Origin of the sequence: Paenibacillus farraposensis (genome assembly GCF_020736845.1) — a bacterium.
Taxonomy (GTDB): domain Bacteria; phylum Bacillota; class Bacilli; order Paenibacillales; family Paenibacillaceae; genus Paenibacillus; species Paenibacillus farraposensis.
Genome location: NZ_JAFFQR010000079.1, coordinates 28133 through 50429 on the forward strand (window position 1 = coordinate 28133; position 22297 = coordinate 50429).

The window sequence follows — 22297 nt, forward strand, 5'->3', positions numbered from 1 at the left end:
TTTATTAACCTACAGCCTTCCGTCATATTTGAAGGCGACTATCCTTTACAGGATATTGCAGACCATATGAAACCTGACTCAGAAAGACCGTTCAAGCAAAATTATATTCCTTACCCACAAGAATGGCGTGAAAAAGTTATCATTGAGAAGAAAAGAGGTCTGATGAATGCTTAATTTATTAGACTACCACAACCATAGTAAATATTTACCTAAAAATAAAAATAAGAAAATACACTTTAACATAGTACTAATTGGAGCCGGAGGTACAGGTGGTTTGTTGGTACAGGTCTGGCTAAAATGATGTTTGCATTTGAAAACGTTAGTTCATCTCTAATAATAGCTGATCCCGACTTAATAGAATAAAAGAACCTATTTAGACAGCCATTCATTTCGGCAGATGTAAGTCATCATAAAGCTGAGGGAATTATTCTCGAACATTGATTATTCGACTGATTCGAGTACAGTAATTCAAAATGTGTTGATTGGGGCTGTAGACAACGACTTTTCCCGAATCATAATGAATCAATTTTTCGAAGAAGAAGAAGATTTGCTCTACATTGATGCCGGTATTGAAGGCGTATGCCTGTAAATGGTGTCTATCCATTAGATGTAAATGATACCATTCCTCCCTGACATAACTGCTCACTAGATCCTTATCAAACGCAGAGAATGATCGCTAATGAATTTGCGGAAATGCATATATCCATTATCTTAAATGGATTATTCCAAGATTATTCGCTCGAAGTCCATTACATAAATTACAATGGACGAACCGTTGTCAGTAGACCAACACTTAAACTCAAAACATCCATCTTAATTGTAGAGAGATTTATGGTTTCCTGCCAAAGCAATTTATAATTTTTAGTAAAATTTTCAATTAAAGAGGAATGAAGTTATCGGGGGGACAATGCTAGAGAATCACAATCGAGTGAGCATTGTTACAAAATCCCAAAATCTTTATGCTGGATAAAGCTACGTCAGCTTAAATAACAAATTGGAAATGCCGTACAGAAAGCATTAAGAGACTTAATGAAAGGACGAACGACTTTCATAATTGCTCTTTGTCTTTCTATTGTAGTTGGGCAGACCAAATTATATTTATTGAAAAAGGACCCATTACCTGCAAGGAAAACACATGTAATTCTTGATTACTCTTATTAATTTTAATAATCGAATCTGTTCTAACCTTGGAATGTAGAAAACCCATAGGAGGCACTTACATGAATTTTAGAAAAATACAAAAGGTTGTTATAATTACAGCCTTATTAGCTTCACTGTTTGCCGTTCCTGCTGCGAAATCTTATGCTGATTCTAAAATTATTCTGGGATATTATACTGCTGATTCTACTAAAGCGTTTCGCCAATTTCATACATATATGAATCAAATTTCTACTGATACGTTTAATACTGATCGTAATGGTAATCTTGTAGGGAATGTACCGAGGCAAGACGTCTCCTACGCAAATTCAGTAGACGTATTACCATATGCATTGGTGTCGAATTTTGGCGCAAATGAGTGGGATAGCAACATTGCACATGAAGTACTCACCAATTCCAAAGTAAAAAATAAGCTTATAAAAAATATGCTGTCCCTTGTGAAAAAAAATAAGTATAAAGGCATTAACATTGACTTCGAAGCTGTTTCGCCAAAGGATCGTAAAGCAATGACTACGTTCGTTGAAGAGGTTTCGAAAACAATGAAGGCCAACAAATTACTAACAATGGTCTCCGTTCCAGCAAAATCGTCAGACGATTCTTCAGATGATTGGACAGGTGCATATGATTATGAGGCACTGGGAAAAGCCGCCGACTTTATACAGGTGATGACTTATGATGAACATGGGGTATGGGGAGACCCAGGTTCTGTCGCAAGTGCTCCATGGATAGAATCTTCTCTCAAATTCGCCATCGATTATATTCCTTCTAAAAAGGTGCTCATGGGCATTCCGGAATACGGGAATGACTGGAATTTATCTGATCCTGCAAATAAAAGTAATTCCTTGGTAATGTGGAGAGATATTCCTGAACTAATCGCTACTACAGGAGCAACACCAGTTAGAGACGAGGCCTCCGGTTCGATGTATTTCAATTACACCGATTCGGATGGATCTGAACATGTGGTTTGGTATGAAGACGAAACAAGTATAAAAAATAAGACGCAATATACACAAAGATACTGGTTGGCTGGCGTATCAGTTTATGCAATGGGTATGGAGGATCAAAAATTCTGGGAGGCTATCTCTTCTGGCCTAGAGTGACGTGTACTCACTTTTAAGGTTAGGAATGAGCAAAAGGCCGTTCACAGTAATCCTCATGCACCTGCGCAGCCTCAAGAAAAGCTTGCAAAGACGTCTCCCTTCAGGATCCAACCGGAACGGACACAGAGAAGACGCAGTGAGAGAGCGCCTCGTGAATTGGAAATATCTCGCTCGTATGTTTCGCGGATTGAGAAGTGGGCATTGGTGAAGCTGTTTCATGAGTTTTATCGCTCAAAGAAAGTACAGGGAAAGACAATGTAAATGGATAAAAAATGGGCTGGCTTGAATTCTGGTGGAATAAGGATGGGTTCCAATAAACCCCCAATTAGGATAAAATGTAAACTTGGTAGCGACAATTGCCTGTTCCCTCCGCTCCAATAGGAGAAGACAAGCTCACTGTTGCCCAAGTTTCTGCGTTTTCATTTAGATTACCCTCTCTTTTATTAGTTAACTTCTAGATACATCTTATCACACCCAAGATACATGCTCCCGAAATAGTAGACAGGTGAACCTTATGCAGTTTTTCGGTATGGTGGGTAAGCTGTCGTGTATAGGATATGCATTGCTCCTTGTTCAACTACGGTCAGGTTAGTTGAACAAGGAAATTTAATTTAGATAATGCTTGTTATTCTCCCATAAAGAATGCCTTTCGCTCTGTAGTAATCCAATTATCCAAATTGTCTTGGCTACGTCTGACAAGTCGATTCACTAGTACATCATGCCACACATAATCCTCTAATAGGTAAATATGAACAGGGTCATCTGTATAAAAAGCAACACTACGCTCCTCAAATGATGGTCCATAAATCATCTCTTTAGAATCAATGGACAAAATAAACCAATGCTCTGTAGACGGGGTTTCCGTATAAGTTGTTGTACGATGGATTTCTAGGTTTTTAATGGGTTTTTCAACATGTAGGGTAATACCTTGTACCATGACTTTATTAGCCGCCTCAGCTAGTTTATCCTTTAACACCTCATACATATCATCCCACATCGAAATGACAATACGCTTTTCTGCTTTTTTTAGTAATGTCTGACAATAGCTAATTATCGTTTTATAGTCCTTTAAAGTAATCACTCGATTGTCCGCTTTTTCCTCGGAAGTTGCTAGACTTTTTAATGATTCACTTATTACTGCATAAGTGGATTGCCACTCTGATTGAGCCTTCTGCAAAAAGATTTCAACAGGTAGAGGTGAATATCGAGTGGTGTCATTTATTTCTTCCTTCATGACAATTCCTTTTTCAACAAGATTACTTAACACATCATAAATTCGTGCTCTTGGGATACCTGATTCTTTACTAACTTGGTAGGCTGTAACAGGACCTTGTTTAACAAGAGATACATAAGATTTAGCTTCATATTCGTTAAAACCTAATTTTTTGAGCTGCTGCACTATGTAGTCCACTTTTTTTCGTCCTCCAATTGTTCATTTCCTATATTTTCAACGTTACAATAACTCTTTACATTTAGCAAATAATTAGTTACCATTTGAGTAGTGACTAAAGAAAGGGTGATTATATGGATTTTCACTTAGACCCATCGGTATTAATTATTTTGATTGTTTTTGGATTTTTAGCTTCATTTATTGATTCAGTTGTAGGGGGGGGTGGACTGATTGCACTGCCTGCATTGTTATTTACAGGGATGACTCCAGCGGCAGCTGTTGCTACGAATAAATTAGTAGGCACAATGGGTTCTTTAACGAGCACATTTATGTTTTATCGTTCTGGAAAACTCGATTTAACATCAGTGTATAAGTTATTTCCACTCGTATTTGTCGGCTCGATGCTTGGGGCCTGGACCGTTCATTTTATGAACCCTGAGGTACTCAAGCCAATGATGTTAGTCATGCTCGCAGTCGTTGCAATTTATACGATTTTCAAGAAGGATTGGGGCAGTATCTCAACTTATAAAAAATTGTCTATCCATCACTTTATTATTTTTACGGTATTAATTTTTGCTATTGGTTTCTATGATGGATTTCTTGGTCCTGGAACAGGTTCATTTTTAATATTTGCTTTTTTAATGATTGGATTAGATTTTATAAAGGCAGCGGGGAATGCGAAATTTTTAAACTTTGGTAGTAATATTGCTGCATTGTTGATGTTTATGTATTTAGGACAAGTCAACTATGTTTATGGATTGCCAATGGCACTTGCAGGAATTATTGGAGCGATTTGCGGGTCGAAATTTGCAATTAAAAGAGGAAGTGGTTATGTACGTGCATTGTTTATTGCCGTAACCTTTTTACTATTAGCGAAAAACATATACGATTCTATTCATTAATTTCTAAAAAATTGTATCTCTCTAAAGGGTCATAGTTGAGAGCGTAAGATATTATGTGTAAATAGAAACAGGGAGGCCACTTCTAGGAATCGAATTTTGCAAAATCCTGAATATCTTCATTTGATATCCACCCTCCTAAATGATTTTGAACCTACAAGTACAGCTTGTAAATCCAATGTTCTCCTAATGAAGCATTTATAGTATTTATTGTTGTACCAAAAGATGGTATATTGGAAACACACATAATAAATATTATTATTCAATAAAATGTCTTATTTGATAATGAAATACATAAATAATGTCAAAAAATGTATTTTTGGAAAATGGGTTTCTGAAAGTATAGGTGGGGTACTGCCAACGAAATGACATAAAACCCACGCTATGAGATTTTGGAGGTGTCATGGAAGACCTGTCAGCTATAAGTAGCCGGGGTCTTCCATGAACTATAGGAAACTACCAGACAAGAACGATGATCGCCGTTGTTTTAGCTCCGGCCTGGAACAACAACATTTGATTATCTTCTACGAATTCCTTTGCGCTGACGGTAGGAGCTATGTCGTTTTCTCCCCCTCTTCATGGGCGCCAGGAATAGGGCTGCCTTTAGGTGTGTCTTCTTTATGTGTCTTTGCGACGAGAACTAATTCAATAGTAGTCAGGTCTTTCCAGCCCATCAAAGACGCTGTCTGTCACCTCGCTCCAGTCTACATGTGTTGCCCAGATCAGGGCTGAATGAGATCGTTAAAAATGTGTTGCATGTACAAAACTCCCTTCAGATTTAAATAGATTTATAGTGACTGTCCAACACCAAGAAACGTATGGTACCTCCAGCTCAACCCCTTTTTTGCTGTCACCGTCCTTTCATCGTTACACCTCTACAACATTTGAGAGGATACAAGATCATAGTGGAGAGCACATGTTTTATAACTTGGCTGCGGTCTGCCCTTTCTGCTTTACTCTTTACATGGATACAATAACGATGTGCTCGTCTTTTTGTGACAGCTCTCCACGTTGGAATAAAAAAAGGTTTCATGTAAGTTATAAAGTGAGTGCCGTTTTTCAAAAAAGTTATGGTCGATGAAATATTCTCGTCTACATGTTCGACACATTTGTTTTTGTGATTCGTTCCAATAATTAAATGCTAAAAAACGCGTAGAGAGGAAGAATTTCGTTGTTCGTCGTCTTCTCTATACAAAGAGCGACGGGTTTTATTTTATGGCTAATTGAACATCAAATCCCGTCATTTTGTTGACACAGTCCACAAAAATGATTACTATATTGTTGTAAAAGTCCACTATATAGGGGGGGTTAAAATTAATATAGATGCTGAGTTTATCGCAGATATGAGACGTTTCAATCGATTTTATACCAATATCCTCGGTTTATTGGATCGACATGTGCTGGATAGCGGACATTCCTTTACCGAAGTACGTGTCATTATAGAGATCGGTATGATTGAGCCATGCATAGCCAATACATTAGTCGATTCTCTTAAAATTGACCGCAGCTATATGAGTAGAATCATTGCTAAACTTTGCAAAGAGGGCTTCCTTGTTAAGGAAAATTCTTCGGTGGATAATAGAACAAATCTGATTCGTTTGACGCCTAAAGGAAAAGTGTTCTATCGCCAACTGGATAAAAGGTCTGACGAGCAAATCATAAAATTGGTTCAAGGTCTATCAGAGAAAGAGATTAAAGAATTACATACTTCTATGGTGCGGATTCAGAATAAACTGGAAAAACTGGAGAGAACAACATGATTCGATTTGAGTGCGACTATACCGAAGGTGCCCATGAACGTATATTAAAGCGGCTATTGGAGACGAATGACGAACAAACTGGCGGCTATGGTGTGGATGAGCACTGTGAAAAAGCCAGGGCTTATATTAAAAAAGCATGTGGCTCCGAAAATGCAGATGTACACTTTTTAGTTGGAGGTACACAGACGAATACAACGGTGATCTCATCTATTTTGCGTCCGCATCAAGGTGCCGTTGCTGCAGTGTCTGGGCATATTGCCGTACATGAGACCGGAGCGATTGAAGCTACTGGGCATAAAGTACTTACTTTGCCAAGTGATGATGGGAAAATCCGGGCCGAGCAGGTAAAGGAGCTGTATGACGCTCACTGGAACGATGCCGCTCCTGAGCATAGCGTACAGCCCGGTATGATTTATATCTCTCAGCCTACGGAATATGGAACGATCTATACTAAATCCGAGCTGGAAGCGTTAAGTCAGGTTTGCCGGGAATGTGGTCTGCCCTTGTTTATAGATGGCGCCCGGTTGGGATATGGCCTGGCTGCAGATGACAGTGATATGTGCTTGGCAGATATCGCGAAGCTATGCGATGTATTTTATATCGGCGGAACCAAAGTTGGGGCATTGATGGGAGAAGCAGTAGTCATTATCAATGATGCGTTGAAAAAAGATTTTCGATACATGATCAAGCAAAACGGAGGACTGCTGGCGAAGGGACGCATGTTAGGCATTCAGTTTGAAACTTTGTTTGAAGATGGTCTATACTTTGACATTTCCAAGCACGCCATAGAGATGGCGATGTTGCTTCAAACTGCGTTGACTAACCAAGGAATCCGCTTCCTGTATCATTCTACAACCAATCAGCAGTTCCCGATTTTACCGGATCATACATTAGAAGCACTGGGAAAGAAATATACTTTTTCCTTTTGGGAAAAAACCGATGCCACACATAGCGCGGTTCGATTTTGCACTAGTTGGGCCACGAAGAAGGAGCATGTTGAAATGCTGATTCAGGATATCAAAGCGTTGCATTAGTGTGTTTATTTATTCGGTTGTATCATCTGTTACATCATAGGAGGTAAGTTGAAAGCCTGTACTTGTTGCCAGGACTGCGATGAGTATAGGCTTTTTTGTGCTGCCCATGTGCTGAATTCCCTGCGGCTTGTCTACAATTCCATGAAAGAGCAGGCGGATATAAAAATGGAAAAACAAGCATATAAAGTAGGGTTGAATTGGCAACGGCATGATCGGCTGAGCAAAAAAGGAGCGCTGATCGAAATGGCCATACCTTGCAGTAATATATTCGTCCCTACCTAAACTATATATGATTTAGCACAATTTGTATATTTCCAATGTGAAATAAGGTTCATGATGCTCCTGTAGCGTATGCCCTAAAGGCTAAAGCGGTGAACAAATTGCTTGATCAGTTCGTTTAATGCCTCCGCCGCCTTCGTAGGAAGGCGATGATCCATCTTTGGAATGAAAACAAGTTCGTTCACCGGCAATTGCTGGTGTAATATTTTGGCATACGGGTAAAAGAGCTTATCTTTTTCCCCATAAACGAGCAGGACGGGAAGATGGATTTCTCCGAGCCGCGAGGTACAGTTGTACTTTAAGCTGTATTGGTAATATTGTTCGACATTTTTGAAATTGCCCTGTCTTGCATCGTTAAATAATTTATAAAACAAAGACGGCTGTTTCGTTTGCGACCAGGCATTAGACAGCGCAATTGTACCGACCGCTCTGATTTTGGAGAGAGCAATACCCAAAGAAATTTTGTTTCTTAGCCGCCGTTCATTTACTTCCGACATTCCACTGATAACGATACCTCCCCATGCCCGCTCTGGATAGGTCAGGAGAAATTCAAGCACGATCGAGCCTCCAGTGGAATATCCACATAAAAATACTTTATCAATGCCCATCTGGTCCATCAGCTGTTTGATATCCTGGGCAATTAGAGGATACGTAACAGCCTGCTGTGAAGGCTGGCTCTTACCGTGTCCTCTGATGTCAAAAGCAATAGTGCGAAAATGAGACGAAAGCCCTTGGATTTGGTATATGAAATTTAAGCTTGTGAGCACCGGAGGATGAATGAAGAGGAGAGCGATTCCTTTTCCGGAATCAATATAATGCATTGAGTATCCGTTTATGTTTTTAGTCGTCATCGTTGTACTCTCCTTCCTTTAGTGCTTTTGGTTTTATTATAAAAAAATTACGAATATATTCCCCGTTGTCATACCATTTCATAAACCTGTTACATAACGGATTTTTCTTGTATGAACAGGGCTCCATAACGATGAAGGTTCTGGAGCAATTTGCGCCAGTACCGCAGGCAAAATCCAGTACAGTTTGGCCCTCAAAAGTAAAATGGGATTGTACATGATCATGGATATATTTTTTTAGTGAACCATTTCGGACGGACAAACCAATGATACAGTCTGGGTGAGAACGGAATGTTAATGAGAATTCAACCTCTTTCTAATTAGTCGAATCACAAACATAATTTTGACCTATAAGATCAAAAACATTCATGAAATCATAATTTGATTTGGAATAACTTTTGTAATGTAAGCAAAAATATTAGAAATGAAGTAAACTGTATGATTTCAAAGATGGGGGCCGACATGGAAATAAAGAACAAAATGAGCATTTTACTTGTGTTGAGTTTAAGCTTATTGGTCATCGGTTGCAGGGCGGACTCCAGCAAACAATTGCATCAACAAAGTGTTCAATCCCAAACTTCAGTGAATCGTAAGGCTAAACCTGTCATCGTGATCCTGATTGATTCTTTAATGAACGAGCCATTGCTAAAGGCAATTCAACAGGGCCGTGCACCCGCTATGCAATATCTGATTCAAAAAGGGCAATACTTCCCGCAGGTTGTTAGCTCATTCCCCACGATGTCCGTGACCATTGACAGCACATTATTAACGGGGACGTATGCAAACGAGCATCATGTGCCCGGACTTGTGTGGTACAGCGATCAAAGGAAACGCATGGTTTTCTACGGAAATGGCGTCAAAGAAGCCTTCAAGATCGATCAAATGCAAGTATTTATGGATGTAATCCACCAGTTAAATCAAGTTCATTTGAGTAAAAAAACGAAAACTATTCATGAAGAGCTGGCCAACAAAGGAAAGGAATCTGCGTCAATTAACGCTATTGTTTATAGAGGAAGAACAGAGCATGTTTTAAAAGTGCCTCGCTTCCTATCGAGCAGCAGCCGAGTGCCTGAACAATTAAAAATAAAAGGACCCCGATGGTTTTCATATGCAACTTTTACACAACTGGATCCGAAGAATAACTGGAATACTTCTCCGTGGAAAAAATTCGGGATGAACAACGAGTTTTCGGCACAAGATATCGCTTTTTTAATTCGTCAAAAAAAGCTTCCCAGCGTAACCATTGCATATTTTCCAGAGAATGACAGTAAGGTGCATAAAAAAGGCCCAACTGAGCTAGAGGGAATTGAAAAAGCGGATCAAGCGCTGCAAACGGTGCTTAACAAATATGGTTCGTGGGAGCAGGCTGTGAAAAATGCGATATGGATCGTCATGGGCGACAGTGGACAAAGTGTGGTTTATGATGATCGACAGGCAGCAACTGTTGATATAAAGCGGCTGTTGAGCCGTTACCGTTTAGCAAAGTTAAATCAACCCATAAGAAAAGAAGACCAAATGGTCATTTCCGCGAATGAACGAATGGCCTATGTCTATGCGATTAATGATAACGTCAATTTATCCGATGTAGTAAAGGATCTACAAAAAGAGGAAAGACTCGATATCATCGCAATAAAAGACGATAAACATAATATACGTATTGCCAAGGGGAAAGAAGGCGTCGCCAGCTTTTCTTATCGTCCCGGTGGAAATTTCACAGATGAATATGGGCAATCATGGACATTATCGGGCGAAGCAAGCCTTGCCGATATAAAAATAAATAACAATCGGATTAAGTATGGAATATACCCCGATGTTCTAGCGAGGTTATACGGGGCGATGAATTCTCATGAAGGCAAATATGTTGTTGTGACGGTCAAACCCGGATATGAGCTCGTTGGTGAAAGTTCCCCTACTCACATCGGAGGGGGAGCCCATGGATCACTGCACGAAAAAGATTCCCTTGTCCCGTTAATTATTTCCGGAACGAATACACGGCCCAAAACTCTGCGAATTGTGGATATAAAAGATTGGATTCTGCAACTGGTGAATGAATAAGGCGGTATCTTTTTTTGAGGGAAGTTTTGTGGTATACAAGTTTTTTCGTTACATTCTCAAGCTAGTAAAAAAAGGCTAAGGGGCATTGAACGACCCTTAACCTTTTTATTTTACAGATTAATTTATCGACTCAAAAGTTAATTTCAATCCAGATTTTGTCAAATGTTATGCAGACACTTTGCCGATGAGGGTTGTTCGTGCATAATTCAAGCTATTCACTACATTGATATTTACAGTGAAGTACTTGATAATAAGTGGATATCGCACGAGACAAAGATACCCAAAAGTGAGGGACCTGAAATGGCGACAAAATTATATTACACCGCTCCGAATCTTACGGAGTGGGACACACATATTACCCACAGTATGGAAAAAGAGGGGAGATATTTTATCACGCTGGAGGCAACGGCTTTTTATCCGCATGGAGGAGGACAGCCGTGCGATACAGGAACCATTCAGGGTATCCGGGTAGTGGATGTTTTTCTGGAAGAGGGGGACATTTGGCACGAGGTAGAGCGTTTGCCGGAGGATGTGAAGGTGGTCTGCCAACTGGATTGGGAGCGCAGATTTGACCATATGCAGCAGCATAGCGGGCAGCATCTGCTGTCAGCGGTTTGTCTGGAGCTGTTGGGCGCGCGTACAGAAAGCTTTCATTTGGGACAAGAGTACGCCACGATTGATGTAAACTGTTCGGGTATAACCCCTGAGCAGCTATCGGCAATCGAGCAGGAAGTAAATCGGCAAATCTACAGCAACCGCAACATAAAAAGCTATTTTGTAACCCATGAGCAATTGCAGGATATCCCGCTTGTGAAAACGCCCAAGGTGACGGAGAATATTCGCATTGTTGAGATTGAAGGCATTGAATATAATGCCTGCGGTGGCACACATGTGGATCAGACCGGGGAAATTGGGATTATCAAATGCCTGAAATGGGAGAAGCAGAAGGGAATGGCAAGAATCCATTTCAAATGCGGCGCTCGTGCACTTCAGGACTTTAACGAGAGTGTTCGGATTCTAGACGTGTTATCTGCGAGGTTCAATACCGGACGCAAAGACATTTTGACCCGATTTGAAAAATGGGAGCAGGAGCACAGGCAGCTCAAGGCACAAGTGGAGCTCCTACAAGAGGAAAATGCTTCGTATCAGATAAAAGAGTTGCTGTCAGCTGTTCAGGGGCACGTTCTTGCTCATGTATTCGAACAAAAATCCTTTCAGGAGATGCAGCAATTGGCTACCAAGCTGACCGCTGAACATGATTTGCTTGTTTTATTAGCGACGACAGCAGACAACAAAATCATTCTGACACATAACGGCACACAGGCGGTCGCCTGCGGGGCATTTTTTAAGGAGAATCTGGGCGCATTCCAAGGGAAGGGGGGCGGCAGCAACCAATCAGCTCAGGCCGCATTCCCGTCCCGCGAGGATCTTCTGAGTTTTTTTGAAACAGCCCGGCGGCAATTTGTTCAGGGCTAATATAATACAGGCTTAGTGACGCAGGGGCAGCTTCCACTTTTCTTTTTCCGTAAATAAAATAAAAGAAAAAATGAGTGCAACAACAGCACCCCAAATGGCTATATCCCCAATAGCCAAAGTCAGAAATCCCCCCAGCAAAGCACCGACCAAAAAGGCTGTCAGGATGACACCGTAACGCATCGCTCGAATGGCGGCGTTCGTATCCTTGGTCGTAATGGCAATATACAAAGCCTCAGAAGCTGATCTAAGGTTGCCGGTGCTGACGGTTGAGGTATATGGCACATCAATGAGCTTGCGGAAGGAAGTCATTTGGACAGAAGCGACGAATGAGACGATCACCACCACCACGGTATTGGGAACCCCCTGCGGAATGAGTCCCACGATGAAGAAAATTGCAATTTCCAGTAAAAGAATAGCGCGAGTCCAGTCTGGAGTTAAGAGATGGGTCGATTTTCGTTTAATCCCTTCAGCGACAAAAACACCCAGCGAAAAGGCGATCAGGGGCGGGATATGGACTAACGCCTGAACCCAGTTTCCCTGAATGATTTTGATAGCCAGCAGTACGATATTGCCTGTCTGAGCGTTGGCGAATACGCCGTCTCTTCCGACAAAGGTATATGTGTCCAAAAAGCCCCCTACTAATGAAAGTAAGGCGCCCAGTCGTAAGGATTCGGACGTTACCTGATGTAAATGGATTTTGCCCTTCATAATCACGGCCGAAGCCTCCTGTGCTAAAACGTCGATTCCTCTAACTTAGCACGACAATCCGGATACGACAATTCATTTGGACACTTCGGCACGAAATCGGCACAAAGAAACCGCTTCACTCTAGCGAGAACATGAAGCGGTTTTTTTGCTTGCTTAGGGACAACTGCCGGGAGCTTCGGATGATTTATTGCAGCGCTTGAACGAGAGCTTCGCCAAACGCCTGAGCACCATCTGGACCGTCGGCCGTAATAATGTCGCTATGCGCAACGACATGCTGAGCCACATATTCGGCTTGATGCGATTGGAGCTGATCTTTCTGTACGTCCACTGGATAGCATGCAGCCGTTCTGCCGGAGAGCAGCCCGGTTTGGGCCACGGCTACGGAACCCGCGCAGATACCGGACAATAAGATTTTTTGCTTATGAGTTTGTTTTAGCAGTGCCTGGAGATCTGGGTTATTCCACAGATAGTCATTCGTTCCTGATCCACCGATCACAGCTACTACATCATATTCCGCAGGGATTGCGTCTGAGAAAATAAGTTCAGCCGTCGCTTTACCGTTATAGTCACCGATGATCTCGCCTGTTTTTGTACTCGCCAGTGTCACCGTAAAGCCTGCTTGCTCCAGCACCCCTTTGGGTTTAAACAATTCATCCTCATTAAAGCGCTCCGGGGGTATAATAAAAAGAGCTTTTTTACTCATACTTTATTCCTCCTTGAATGTAAAATGATACTATTATTGTAGGATGGTTTTGTCAGGCTGTGAAGAATGCACTTTCAAGTACGGAGGTTACCTGCAGGTTACTATTGGGCTGCAGGAACATGATGAATTAGAAGGAGTTAATCGATATATGTCTGATACGCTGAGAGAAGAAATACGGGAGAAGATCGTCAACGGGGACTATAATTGCGAAAAGGAATTGACGCTGTCGGTGTTAAGCGGGAAGTGGAAGGTTGTTATTTTGTGGCATTTGGGTGTGGAAGGGCCGCACCGTTTTAGCGACCTGCAGAGGCTGTTTCCGAAGCTGTTTCATAAAGTGCTGACCAACCAGCTGCGCGAGCTGATGGAGGACGGTATTGTACACCGAGAGGTATACCCAGAGGTGCCGCCAAAAGTGGAGTATTCGATGACCAAATTGGGGATGACGATTTTACCGATTGTAGAGATGATGTATGACTGGGGGAAAAACGGGTGCAAGCCATCCGTGAGGAAATGGAACGCAGCAGCGATGTATAAGTAGAACACTTCACTTATCACGTTCCATAAAGAAATAGAACGCCTTGTGTGATGAGTACGAATTGTACCCGGACAATGGCGTTCTTTGGCATGTTAGCAGTTCGTGTTATTTATCATGGCATAACTTCAATCCAGCGAGTAGCCCAAGTACCGATATAGTCAAACAATGGAGCTAAATCGCGTCCTTTATCCGTAAGGGAGTATTCGATCCGAACCGGCTTTTCAGGATAAACCATACGCTGTATGATTCCTTCTTCTTCAAGCTCCTTCAAGCGATCGGAAAGGACCTTCCCGCTTAAATTGGGGATTGAATTCTCGATAGCGGCGAAACGCTGTGGACCGTTAGTTAGTTGAAATACGATCAACACCGTCCAGCGCTTGCTCAGTAGCTCCATCGCTTTTTCAAACCGTGGGCACATTTGCGGAATGTTCATATGATCACCTCATGCTCCTATTATTAACGATTCACTGTTAAAAGTAAATGATTTTACTTTGTATAAATTTATTACTTGACGAAACTGAATGATATAAATATACTTTGTTACATAAAGTAACTTGTTGAATACGTACATTTATATATGGTATTTAAAAATTGAACTTTGTAACGAAATGTAATTTAATTGATACGTACGGGCTTAATCGTTGAAGTCATGGTTTGGGTGTAGGGGGAAGTCAGATGAAGCTGGGATGTGAAGTGTGCGTAGTTGGCGGAGGACCGGCAGGGACTTTGTTGTCCTATTTGCTGGCGGAGCATGGTGTTTCTACAATATTGGTTGAGCGGCAGAGTGTGGCGGGAAAGGCTTTTCGCGGTGAAATTTTAAACGATGAGGGCCAGCAGGTGATTGGGAAGCATAGGCTGCTCGACAACATTCATGAGGGTTACATTCTTGCCTCAACGAGAATTGAATATTGGGAGCATCAGCAGCAGCTGAAAACGGTCAAGTCGGGCTCCGCATACGGTAACGTGGGGATTCACATTCCACAGCCCCGTTTTTTAGAGGCTCTGCTAAAACAGGCTTCAACGTGTGAATCCTTTCATTACCTGGGTGGCACGACAGTGACTGCGTTGCAGGGTGACAGGGAGCAGGGCTACACGGGCCTGACTGTGCGTGACAAGAGTGGCCATGAGATTACGATTCACTGCTCTGTTATTGTCGGAGCAGATGGTCGCTATTCTACGGTGCGGAAGTTGGCACAGATGCCTGTGACGAACATCCGGCACGGCTATGATCTGCTATGGGCGAAAATCACCGCACCTGTCGGATGGGAGCCTGTGACACGCCTGGCGCTGGTCAATGGACGACAACTGTCTTTATTTTCGCAGGCTGAAGACTATATCCAGATTGGCTGGAATGTGGAGGAAGGCAGCTTTTCAAGCCTGTTCAAGCAATCTTTTGAACCGTTCATACAGCTGTTAACAGAAGCGTTCCCGGATTTGGAGCATAGCGTGCATGATCACATTCGTTCATGGAAGGATTTCGTGCCGCTGGACATTTTCAGCAGCCGCAGTGACACGTGGACACAGGGCGGACTGGTCCTTATCGGCGATGCGGCGCATACCATGACACCTACCGGAGCTTTTGGCCTGAACGCAGCCTTGAAGGATGCCGATGTGCTGGCGAGTGTGCTTCTTCGTTTACGTCAGGAGGGAGGATACACCGCAGCAGGCTTGAAGGCGTTCGAAGACGGGCGGCGACAGGCTGTGACCGAGCTTCAGGAACGGCAACTGACGATGGAATCCGCGTTTCATGAACATTTTTCACAAGATGAGGATTTGGCAAAAATCCAATAAGCGACTTTCAATAAACAATATATAGATCGAAGAAGTATATACCCCAATCATGTAAAGCAATGATTATTCCTTGAATATAAGAGTTTCCGGATAGATAGAGTGATATAAAGGATGGTGCAGAGAGATGAACCAAAAAGATGTAGCTACGCTGCTTAACGATAAAATTCAAACGATTCGCGGAGAGCAATCCTCGACGATTTTGGTAGGACCCATCAAGCTGCCAGTCAATTTGGAAGGGGAAACTGTAGTTTTCCAATGGTACTGCTGGTTACCTGTGCGGGATGAGACAGATCGCCAGGACTTGCTGAACGCGACCGCTGACACGATTGTGAAGCGATTGTCCACGCTGAATTTGGCAGAGGGACAACAGTCAAGTGTATTGGTGTATGGCGATCTTCAACAGTCGGAAAATGCACTTGTTCGTATGCATAGTATTTGCCATACTGGAGATATTTTTGGCAGCAAGCGTTGTGATTGCGGATTTCAGCTTCACCAATCGATGAAAATGATTGTGGAGCATGGAACGGGTGCGTTGTTTTATCTGGCTAATCATGAAGGCCGCGGGATCGGCTTGTTTAGCAAAGCAATGGCTTATATTTTGCAGGAAGAAGGGCTGGACACGGTCGAAGCGAACCATCAATTGGGCTTTGAAGATGATACGCGCAATTATGCCGATGCGATTGGTGTGCTTCGTCACCTGAGACAAAAACCGGTCACGTTGATTACTAATAACCCTAAAAAGCTGGATGCTTTGAAAAAATCGGGTATGAATGTGGCGGGTCGTATGCCGCTGTGGGGCGATGTATCGCAATATAATGAACGGTATTTGAATACAAAAGTGGAACGGTCCGGCCATTTGCGGGATTTCGATTTCAGGGAGGTTCTATGAGTACTCAGACCACTTACGAAAAATATATGCGCCTGGCACTGGAAAATGCCAGAAGTGCCAAAGGGCAAACAGAACCGAATCCGCTCGTCGGATCAGTGATCGTTAACAACGGTCGTATTGTCGGGATCGGTGCTCATTTGAAGCCTGGCGAGCCACATGCGGAGATTCATGCTTTGCGTATGGCAGGTGAACATGCTTGGGGAGCAACGATTTATGTAACGCTGGAGCCGTGCTCCCATCACGGACGCACAGGCCCGTGTGCGGAAGCAATTGTAAAGGCCGGCATTCGCCGGGTGGTGATCGCTGCGCTGGACCCGAATCCGCTTGTTTCGGGCAGAGGGGTGCAGATATTGAAAGATGCGGGAATCGAGGTCATCGTCGGCGTATGCGAGCAGGAATCGATCCGCATGAATGAAGTATTTAACCGATATATTGTAAGCAAGCGTCCTTTTATTACGATCAAATCAGCCGTGACGCTGGACGGTAAAATTGCAACCCGGACCTCGGAAAGCAAATGGATCACATCCGAGGCGGCACGGGAGGATGTGCATCGGCTTCGTAACGAGCATGTGGGCATTCTCGTCGGGGTGCAGACCGTGATTCACGATAATCCGCAGCTTACAACACGTCTGCCGGAAGGGCGGAATCCGATTCGTATCATTCTGGACAGCACCCTGCGTATTCCGCTCGATGCCCGCGTCATTACAGACGGTGAAGCGCCTACCTGGATATTCACAGGACGTAATTACGATGAAGGGAAGCGGAGCCAGCTGGAACAGCTTGGTGTGAAGGTATACCCGACACAGGATGCAGACAGTGATCGGGTGAACCTGCCGCAAATGCTGGATATTCTGGGGGCGGCAGAGGTATCTTCGGTGTTTGTGGAAGGCGGTGCCGAGGTGAACGCTTCGTTTGTACAGCAAGGACTGGCTGACAAGCTTGTACTTTATATTGCGCCGAAGCTGGTTGGAGGACGCGAAGCACCGGGCTTTTTGGGAGGAGAAGGTGTATCTGCCATGAGCGATGCGGTTGGGTTGCTAGATTTGAGCGTGACGCAGGTTGGCGTGGATTTGAGAATAGAAGGGTATTTTGGGCGGAAGAAGTGAGTGAGTTGTGGATGGGAGAAGGCGCTCCGCGAAGGGGTTGATCTTCCGATCGCTGTTGCCCCTGAATTTTTTGGATTGTATAACCCCTTACAGGGTTAAAATTCAGGGGCAAAGGCAACGCATACGCTTCTCCAGATTCAACCCCTCCGCTCCGCTACTGCCCGCCACAAGGTTACTCATTTTTCCGAAATGGTGTGAGTATGGGGAAGGACGAAAATACTTAAAGACTAAAGACTAAAGACTAAAGAATTGAAGACTCAATACTTAAAGATCAAAAAACGAGGATCTGAAGGGCTAAAAAGCCTGGAGGATCTTTTTTTATGCCAAATATTTATTCGGGTGAACGATTAATGGGATGAATAACTCATGCAATGAATACCTGATGGTGTGAATGTTTTACGGGGTGAAAGAAAGTTAGATTTTTTTTTGGAACATTTCGCCTTATTTAGCCAAGAAATAGCAGTAAAAGGATTGACCTGGAAATCGGGATGGGGCACAATGTAGTCGAATCCCAATTGGAAGAAATGGGAAAACCATTGCAGCATAAGGGATTAAAGACTTAAAAGGAGGATATAAGTTATGAAAAAAAAGTTGTTATGCTTGTTAAGTGCCAGCTTGATATGTTTAGCTGCTGCGGTTTCTACTAAAGCCTTTTCGGGGGAGGTTACACAAGGTGCTGGCTCATATTCAACGACACTGCCTGCCGGAGCAGCTACTCCGCAAAATGAAATTTACAAAACAGCGAATGTAACCGGTGCGATGCCTACCAATGACTGGTGGAGCAGTCTGGCATGGGTGTCTCATTCTGAGGCCCAATATCCCCATCCCATTGCCTTGAAAAATCAGCAAAATGGCTTGCGGATTTTTAACCCGAGCAGGAAAATTACTGTAAATCCGGGATTCGTAGCAGGCTGGATGGATGAAAAGAACGATTTTACCATTGGTCATTCTGCAACTGCTTCATTTCCGGATGCCAAGGTAGACGGCTTTAGCGATTGGTTTGTTAAATCATTATTTCAAAGCGGAAGCAGCAAAATGAGCGCTACCTACGGACATGGTTCCCCATATGTTTATTTTGAGTTTGGCGGCGGCAATCCCAAGCTCTCGTTTAATGAGGTACCTGAGGTCTGGTCCGGGTCAGCCAATTCCTCTGTGCTTGGCATTACGGTCAATGGCTCACACTATGGCCTGTTTGGTCCTTCCGGCAGCACCTGGTCAGGCTTGGGAACGAATACCCTGACTAATCAGCTGAACAGGGAAACCTATTTTACAGTGGCAGCATTGCCTGACAGATCAGCGAAGGCCTTGGATAAATTTAGGCAATACGCCTATTCTTTCGTTACAAACTCCAAAGCGCAGTACAGCTATCACGAAGGTTCTTCGGAAGTAACGACCACTTTTAGCATTACGACAACAGCGAAGGAAGGTACACAAGCCGGTACTATTTTTGCCTTGTATCCGCATCAATGGAAAAATTCACTACAGCCCTTGCTTGACTACACGTATAATTCTGTACGCGGTCTGATGAAAACGGCAGAAGGTACTTCTTTTCAAACGAAGATGAAATTTTCAGGGGTACTCCCTTCCCTGCCCGATTTGGGGTCTTATGATAAAAATACGCTCAATAACTACGTAAACGAAGCGAAAGCGGAAAACTACTCCGGCGACAAAGACACGTACTGGACAGGAAAACGTTTGGGCAAGCTGGCAGCTTTGGCGCCGATCGCCGACCAGGTTGGCAATACCGCAGCAGCGGCCCAGTTCCGCAATGAGATCAAAAGCCGGTTGCAGGACTGGTTTAAGGCCAGTGATAGCTCAGGGAATCTGAAAGGCTCCAGTCTATTTGTGTATAACAACAATTGGGGGACATTGATCGGTTATCCTGACAGCTTTGGCAGTGCAATAGAATTAAATGACCATCATTTCCATTATGGCTACTTTATTAAGGCTGCGGCTGAAATTGCACGTGTAGACAAGAACTGGGCATCCGATTCCCAATGGGGCCAAATGGTGAATCTGCTCATTCGCGACATTGCCAATAGCAACAGATCTGATTCGAAATTCCCGTATTTGCGTAATTTTGATCCCTATGCCGGGCACACTTGGGCTTCGGGACATGCCAAATTTGGCGATGGCAACAACAATGAATCCTCCTCAGAGGCGATGAATGCCTGGGCTGGCGTTATTTTATGGGGCGAGGCTACAGGAAATACTAAAATTCGTGATTTAGGCATTTATCTATATACAACAGAAATGAATGCGATTAACGAATATTGGTTTGATGTACATGGCACAAACAACCCTGCAGGCATGCAAAGTGCGACGGCAAGCATGATCTGGGGTGGTAAAACGGTGGGGAATGCAACATGGTGGACCAGTAATCCCGCAGAGGTGCACGGTATCAACTGGCTTCCAATCACCTCTGCATCCCTTTATTTGACGGAATATCCGGAGTATGCGGCTAAAAATTATAACGATCTGCTGAAAAAAAGCGGTGGGAATTTTAGTCCGTGGGAAGATATCGTGTACATGTACAGAGCGATCTCGGACCCGTCCGATGCCAAGGACAAATTCAGTGCACGCGCAGCAGCCATGACACCAGAAGCGGGGAATTCAAAGGCGAATGCCTACCACTGGATCTACAATTTGGATGCAATAGGCAACCTCGATCGCAGCGTCACTGCCAATACACCGAGTTATGGCGTTTTCAATAAAAACGGGGTAAAAACCTATGTAGCATACAACTTTACCAACCAGGTCAAAACAGTAATCTTCTCGGATGGACACAGCATTACCGTGCAGCCCAACAGTTTTAATACCGGAAATGGAAGCGATGGCAGCAATACCGAGCCTGATACAGAGGCTCCATCCAGCCCGGCGAATGTGCGGGCTGCGAGCAAAACGGCTTCAAAGGTCACTCTGAAGTGGGATGCAGCCACTGACAATGTTGGCGTTACGGGTTATATCGTTTATAAGGACGGAGCTCAGGCGGCAGAGGTAAGCGGTACTTCCGCTTCAATAACAGGATTGAAGGAAGCTACCTTGTACAGCTTTACCGTTAAGGCTCGTGATGCAGCCGGGAACCTGTCTGAGGCCAGCAATGCTGTAGAGGTCACTACGGAAGCAGCATCTGGCGGTAATGACGGAGGCGGAGAAAAGAAGGATTACACCGTGCAGGCCCGTTTTATCAGCGATAGTGAAGCAATGCTTCAATTTACACCCAAAACAGCCTCGGCCTATGTTGACGTGCATTATACTGTATCAGGTGGACAACAGCTTAATTATCGAATGACAAACAACGGCGGCATCTGGGAGCAGCGGGTTACAGGCCTCCACAACGGGACGATCGTCAGCTACTGGTTTACTTATGAAAAAGCGGGAGCGCAATATGACACCCCTAAGGCAAGTTATACGCATCAGGCTGCCCCTACAAAGACAGGGATTTCCAAGATTTCTGCTACCGAGGCGCTGGTTACGTTCCGGCCGGAGAGTACATCGGCATTCGTGGATGTCCACTATACTGTTTCCGGCGGCAATCAAATGAATTTTCGCATGATGAACAATAATGGAGCCTGGGAACAAAAGGTCACCGGACTTTCAGCTGGTCAGGTCATCAGCTATTGGTTCACCTATGAAAGCAATGGCTTGGCTTATGACACCCCTAAGGCAAGTTATACCCATCTATAGACTAATAGGGGTCACGTTACCAAAAGTGAAAAATTGTACGTTTAGACACAATTTAGACACATTTTATCCAGTTACCTGTACGGTAAGACAAGATATAAAATACGTAAGATTATAATAAATGATGAAAATATATCTTGGTAGAGCTGGCTAGGCCACGTCTATACGCAACCTGCCAACGATTTTAAGAGGCATTTTAGTGTGTAGATGTAGGTATATTTTCTTTCTGTTTCTTATATTCTCTCCATCGACGATAAAAGGTAGCTTCGCTTATATTGGTGATCTTACAGATCTCTTTTATGGGTTTATTCGTGGTTTCATGTAATTCGATTGCATGTTTGACACCGTCATGCCTTAAGGTAAACTTCTGTTTCTTCCCTTTGTATGTCCCTTTCCTTTTTGCAATCGCAATGCCAGCTTGTTGTTTTTCTTTGATCATCGTGCGATCGAGTTCACTAAACGCCGACATAACCGTTAAAATGAATTTTCCTGAAGGAGTTCTAGTATCAATCCCCAGATTCAATATGACCAAATGAATGCCACGTCCTTCTAACTCTTCAATGAGCTCTAACAACTGCTTTGTATTTCTTCCCAGACGATCCATCCTTGTAACAATGAGCGTATCCCCTTTAACTAATCGATTCAGTAGTTGTTGCAATTCCTCTTTCTGATTTTGTACACCTGATACTTTTTCCTGAACAATTCGATCTACGTTTGCATTTCGCAATTGTTCAATTTGTGAATCCAAGTTCTGATCAAACGAAGAAACACGCGCATACCCAAAAATCATAAAATCCCTCCCAAAAACACGTAATCAAAGACAGGTGTATATGATAGTTAGATTGTACAAGAAAATCAACACTTGAGCAATCTATCAATAGA

At 43.3% G+C, this 22297-nt stretch carries 17 protein-coding genes and 2 pseudogenes; 12 read left to right on the forward strand and 7 right to left on the reverse strand.

Annotation, left to right across the window (positions count from 1 at the left end; genetic code table 11):
- Positions 1-881: 881 nt before the first annotated feature.
- Both JO375_RS25030 and JO375_RS12790 read left to right on the forward strand, forming a co-directional pair.
- Positions 882-1121 (forward strand): annotated as a pseudogene (locus tag JO375_RS25030) (multidrug ABC transporter permease); the annotation flags it as partial.
- Between the two features lie 99 nt (positions 1122-1220).
- A complete protein-coding gene (locus tag JO375_RS12790; RefSeq protein ID WP_229524838.1) occupies positions 1221-2258 on the forward strand; it encodes a glycosyl hydrolase family 18 protein in 1038 nt (345 codons plus the stop codon).
- Positions 2259-2883: 625 nt separating this feature from the next.
- Here the strand turns inward: JO375_RS12790 and JO375_RS12800 are convergent.
- A complete protein-coding gene (locus JO375_RS12800) occupies positions 2884-3669 on the reverse strand; it encodes a TrmB family transcriptional regulator (protein WP_229524839.1) in 786 nt (261 codons plus the stop codon).
- A gap of 113 nt (positions 3670-3782) precedes the next feature.
- Between JO375_RS12800 and JO375_RS12805 the strand changes: the two genes are divergently transcribed.
- From JO375_RS12805 to JO375_RS12815, 3 genes and pseudogenes are all read left to right on the forward strand, one after another.
- Entirely contained in the window at positions 3783-4550 is a 768-nt protein-coding gene (locus JO375_RS12805) for a TSUP family transporter (RefSeq protein WP_229524840.1), read from the forward strand.
- Between the two features lie 1340 nt (positions 4551-5890).
- Positions 5891-6317: pseudogene (locus JO375_RS12810) on the forward strand (MarR family winged helix-turn-helix transcriptional regulator).
- Entirely contained in the window at positions 6304-7341 is a 1038-nt protein-coding gene (locus JO375_RS12815; RefSeq protein ID WP_229524842.1) for a threonine aldolase family protein, read from the forward strand. Before JO375_RS12810 ends, JO375_RS12815 begins: the two are co-directional and overlap by 14 nt.
- Before the next feature lie 9 nt (positions 7342-7350).
- Here the strand turns inward: JO375_RS12815 and JO375_RS12820 are convergent, their stop codons facing one another.
- Both JO375_RS12820 and JO375_RS12825 read right to left on the reverse strand, forming a co-directional pair.
- The gene (locus tag JO375_RS12820; RefSeq protein WP_229524843.1) at positions 7351-7551 is read right to left on the reverse strand and encodes a hypothetical protein; all 201 of its coding nucleotides are present in this window, start codon (positions 7549-7551) and stop codon (positions 7351-7353) included.
- A gap of 146 nt (positions 7552-7697) precedes the next feature.
- Positions 7698-8471 carry an alpha/beta fold hydrolase gene (locus tag JO375_RS12825; RefSeq protein WP_229524844.1) on the reverse strand — a complete coding sequence of 258 codons (774 nt, stop codon included), beginning with the start codon at positions 8469-8471 and terminating at the stop codon, positions 7698-7700.
- Between the two features lie 459 nt (positions 8472-8930).
- Between JO375_RS12825 and JO375_RS12830 the strand changes: the two genes are divergently transcribed.
- Together JO375_RS12830 and JO375_RS12835 are read left to right on the forward strand one after the other, a co-directional pair.
- On the forward strand, positions 8931-10523 hold the full coding sequence (locus JO375_RS12830) for an alkaline phosphatase family protein (RefSeq protein WP_229524954.1): 1593 nt from the start codon (positions 8931-8933) through the stop codon (positions 10521-10523).
- 300 nt (positions 10524-10823) lie between these two features.
- Entirely contained in the window at positions 10824-11999 is a 1176-nt protein-coding gene (locus JO375_RS12835; protein WP_229524845.1) for an alanyl-tRNA editing protein, read from the forward strand.
- A 12-nt stretch (positions 12000-12011) separates the two neighbouring features.
- On the opposite strand, the gene JO375_RS12840 is transcribed toward JO375_RS12835, so the two are convergent.
- Positions 12012-12713, reverse strand: a complete 702-nt coding sequence (locus JO375_RS12840; RefSeq protein WP_322098731.1) for a YoaK family protein — start codon at positions 12711-12713, stop codon at positions 12012-12014.
- A gap of 178 nt (positions 12714-12891) precedes the next feature.
- Positions 12892-13410 (reverse strand): DJ-1/PfpI family protein, encoded by a 519-nt coding sequence (locus JO375_RS12845; RefSeq protein ID WP_229524846.1) that lies wholly within the window; start codon positions 13408-13410, stop codon positions 12892-12894.
- A 148-nt stretch (positions 13411-13558) separates the two neighbouring features.
- Between JO375_RS12845 and JO375_RS12850 the strand changes: the two genes are divergently transcribed.
- Complete coding sequence (locus JO375_RS12850) at positions 13559-13948, forward strand: winged helix-turn-helix transcriptional regulator (RefSeq protein ID WP_229524847.1); 390 nt, start codon at positions 13559-13561, stop codon at positions 13946-13948.
- A 109-nt stretch (positions 13949-14057) separates the two neighbouring features.
- On the opposite strand, the gene JO375_RS12855 is transcribed toward JO375_RS12850, so the two are convergent.
- Entirely contained in the window at positions 14058-14378 is a 321-nt protein-coding gene (locus JO375_RS12855) for a winged helix-turn-helix transcriptional regulator (protein WP_229524848.1), read from the reverse strand.
- Between the two features lie 242 nt (positions 14379-14620).
- Between JO375_RS12855 and JO375_RS12860 the strand changes: the two genes are divergently transcribed.
- The 4 genes from JO375_RS12860 to JO375_RS12875 all read left to right on the forward strand — a co-directional run bounded on the left by JO375_RS12860 (position 14621) and on the right by JO375_RS12875 (position 21418).
- Positions 14621-15736 (forward strand): FAD-dependent monooxygenase, encoded by a 1116-nt coding sequence (locus JO375_RS12860; protein WP_229524849.1) that lies wholly within the window; start codon positions 14621-14623, stop codon positions 15734-15736.
- A 124-nt stretch (positions 15737-15860) separates the two neighbouring features.
- Positions 15861-16625: a GTP cyclohydrolase II gene (locus tag JO375_RS12865; protein WP_229524850.1), complete on the forward strand. Its 765-nt coding sequence runs from the start codon at positions 15861-15863 to the stop codon at positions 16623-16625.
- A complete protein-coding gene (gene ribD, locus JO375_RS12870) occupies positions 16622-17731 on the forward strand; it encodes a bifunctional diaminohydroxyphosphoribosylaminopyrimidine deaminase/5-amino-6-(5-phosphoribosylamino)uracil reductase RibD (RefSeq protein ID WP_229524851.1) in 1110 nt (369 codons plus the stop codon). Before JO375_RS12865 ends, ribD begins: the two co-directional genes overlap by 4 nt.
- A gap of 579 nt (positions 17732-18310) precedes the next feature.
- Positions 18311-21418 carry a glycosyl hydrolase gene (locus tag JO375_RS12875; RefSeq protein WP_229524852.1) on the forward strand — a complete coding sequence of 1036 codons (3108 nt, stop codon included), beginning with the start codon at positions 18311-18313 and terminating at the stop codon, positions 21416-21418.
- Between the two features lie 193 nt (positions 21419-21611).
- On the opposite strand, the gene JO375_RS12880 is transcribed toward JO375_RS12875, so the two are convergent.
- The gene (locus JO375_RS12880) at positions 21612-22205 is read right to left on the reverse strand and encodes a recombinase family protein (protein ID WP_152381718.1); all 594 of its coding nucleotides are present in this window, start codon (positions 22203-22205) and stop codon (positions 21612-21614) included.
- Positions 22206-22297: the final 92 nt, after the last annotated feature.

What these genes read in the sequence shown, in the direction of transcription:
- JO375_RS12790 (WP_229524838.1), top strand. Translation starts at nt 1,221, where the DNA reads ATGAATTTTAGAAAAATACAAAAGGTTGTTATAATTACAGCCTTATTA.
- JO375_RS12805 (WP_229524840.1), top strand. Translation starts at nt 3,783, where the DNA reads ATGGATTTTCACTTAGACCCATCGGTATTAATTATTTTGATTGTTTTT.
- JO375_RS12815 (WP_229524842.1), top strand. Translation starts at nt 6,304, where the DNA reads ATGATTCGATTTGAGTGCGACTATACCGAAGGTGCCCATGAACGTATA.
- JO375_RS12820 (WP_229524843.1), bottom strand. Translation starts at nt 7,551, where the DNA reads ATGCCGTTGCCAATTCAACCCTACTTTATATGCTTGTTTTTCCATTTT.
- JO375_RS12825 (WP_229524844.1), bottom strand. Translation starts at nt 8,471, where the DNA reads ATGACGACTAAAAACATAAACGGATACTCAATGCATTATATTGATTCC.
- JO375_RS12830 (WP_229524954.1), top strand. Translation starts at nt 8,931, where the DNA reads ATGGAAATAAAGAACAAAATGAGCATTTTACTTGTGTTGAGTTTAAGC.
- JO375_RS12835 (WP_229524845.1), top strand. Translation starts at nt 10,824, where the DNA reads ATGGCGACAAAATTATATTACACCGCTCCGAATCTTACGGAGTGGGAC.
- JO375_RS12845 (WP_229524846.1), bottom strand. Translation starts at nt 13,410, where the DNA reads ATGAGTAAAAAAGCTCTTTTTATTATACCCCCGGAGCGCTTTAATGAG.
- JO375_RS12850 (WP_229524847.1), top strand. Translation starts at nt 13,559, where the DNA reads ATGTCTGATACGCTGAGAGAAGAAATACGGGAGAAGATCGTCAACGGG.
- JO375_RS12855 (WP_229524848.1), bottom strand. Translation starts at nt 14,378, where the DNA reads ATGAACATTCCGCAAATGTGCCCACGGTTTGAAAAAGCGATGGAGCTA.
- JO375_RS12860 (WP_229524849.1), top strand. Translation starts at nt 14,621, where the DNA reads ATGAAGCTGGGATGTGAAGTGTGCGTAGTTGGCGGAGGACCGGCAGGG.
- JO375_RS12865 (WP_229524850.1), top strand. Translation starts at nt 15,861, where the DNA reads ATGAACCAAAAAGATGTAGCTACGCTGCTTAACGATAAAATTCAAACG.
- ribD (WP_229524851.1), top strand. Translation starts at nt 16,622, where the DNA reads ATGAGTACTCAGACCACTTACGAAAAATATATGCGCCTGGCACTGGAA.
- JO375_RS12875 (WP_229524852.1), top strand. Translation starts at nt 18,311, where the DNA reads ATGAAAAAAAAGTTGTTATGCTTGTTAAGTGCCAGCTTGATATGTTTA.
- JO375_RS12880 (WP_152381718.1), bottom strand. Translation starts at nt 22,205, where the DNA reads ATGATTTTTGGGTATGCGCGTGTTTCTTCGTTTGATCAGAACTTGGAT.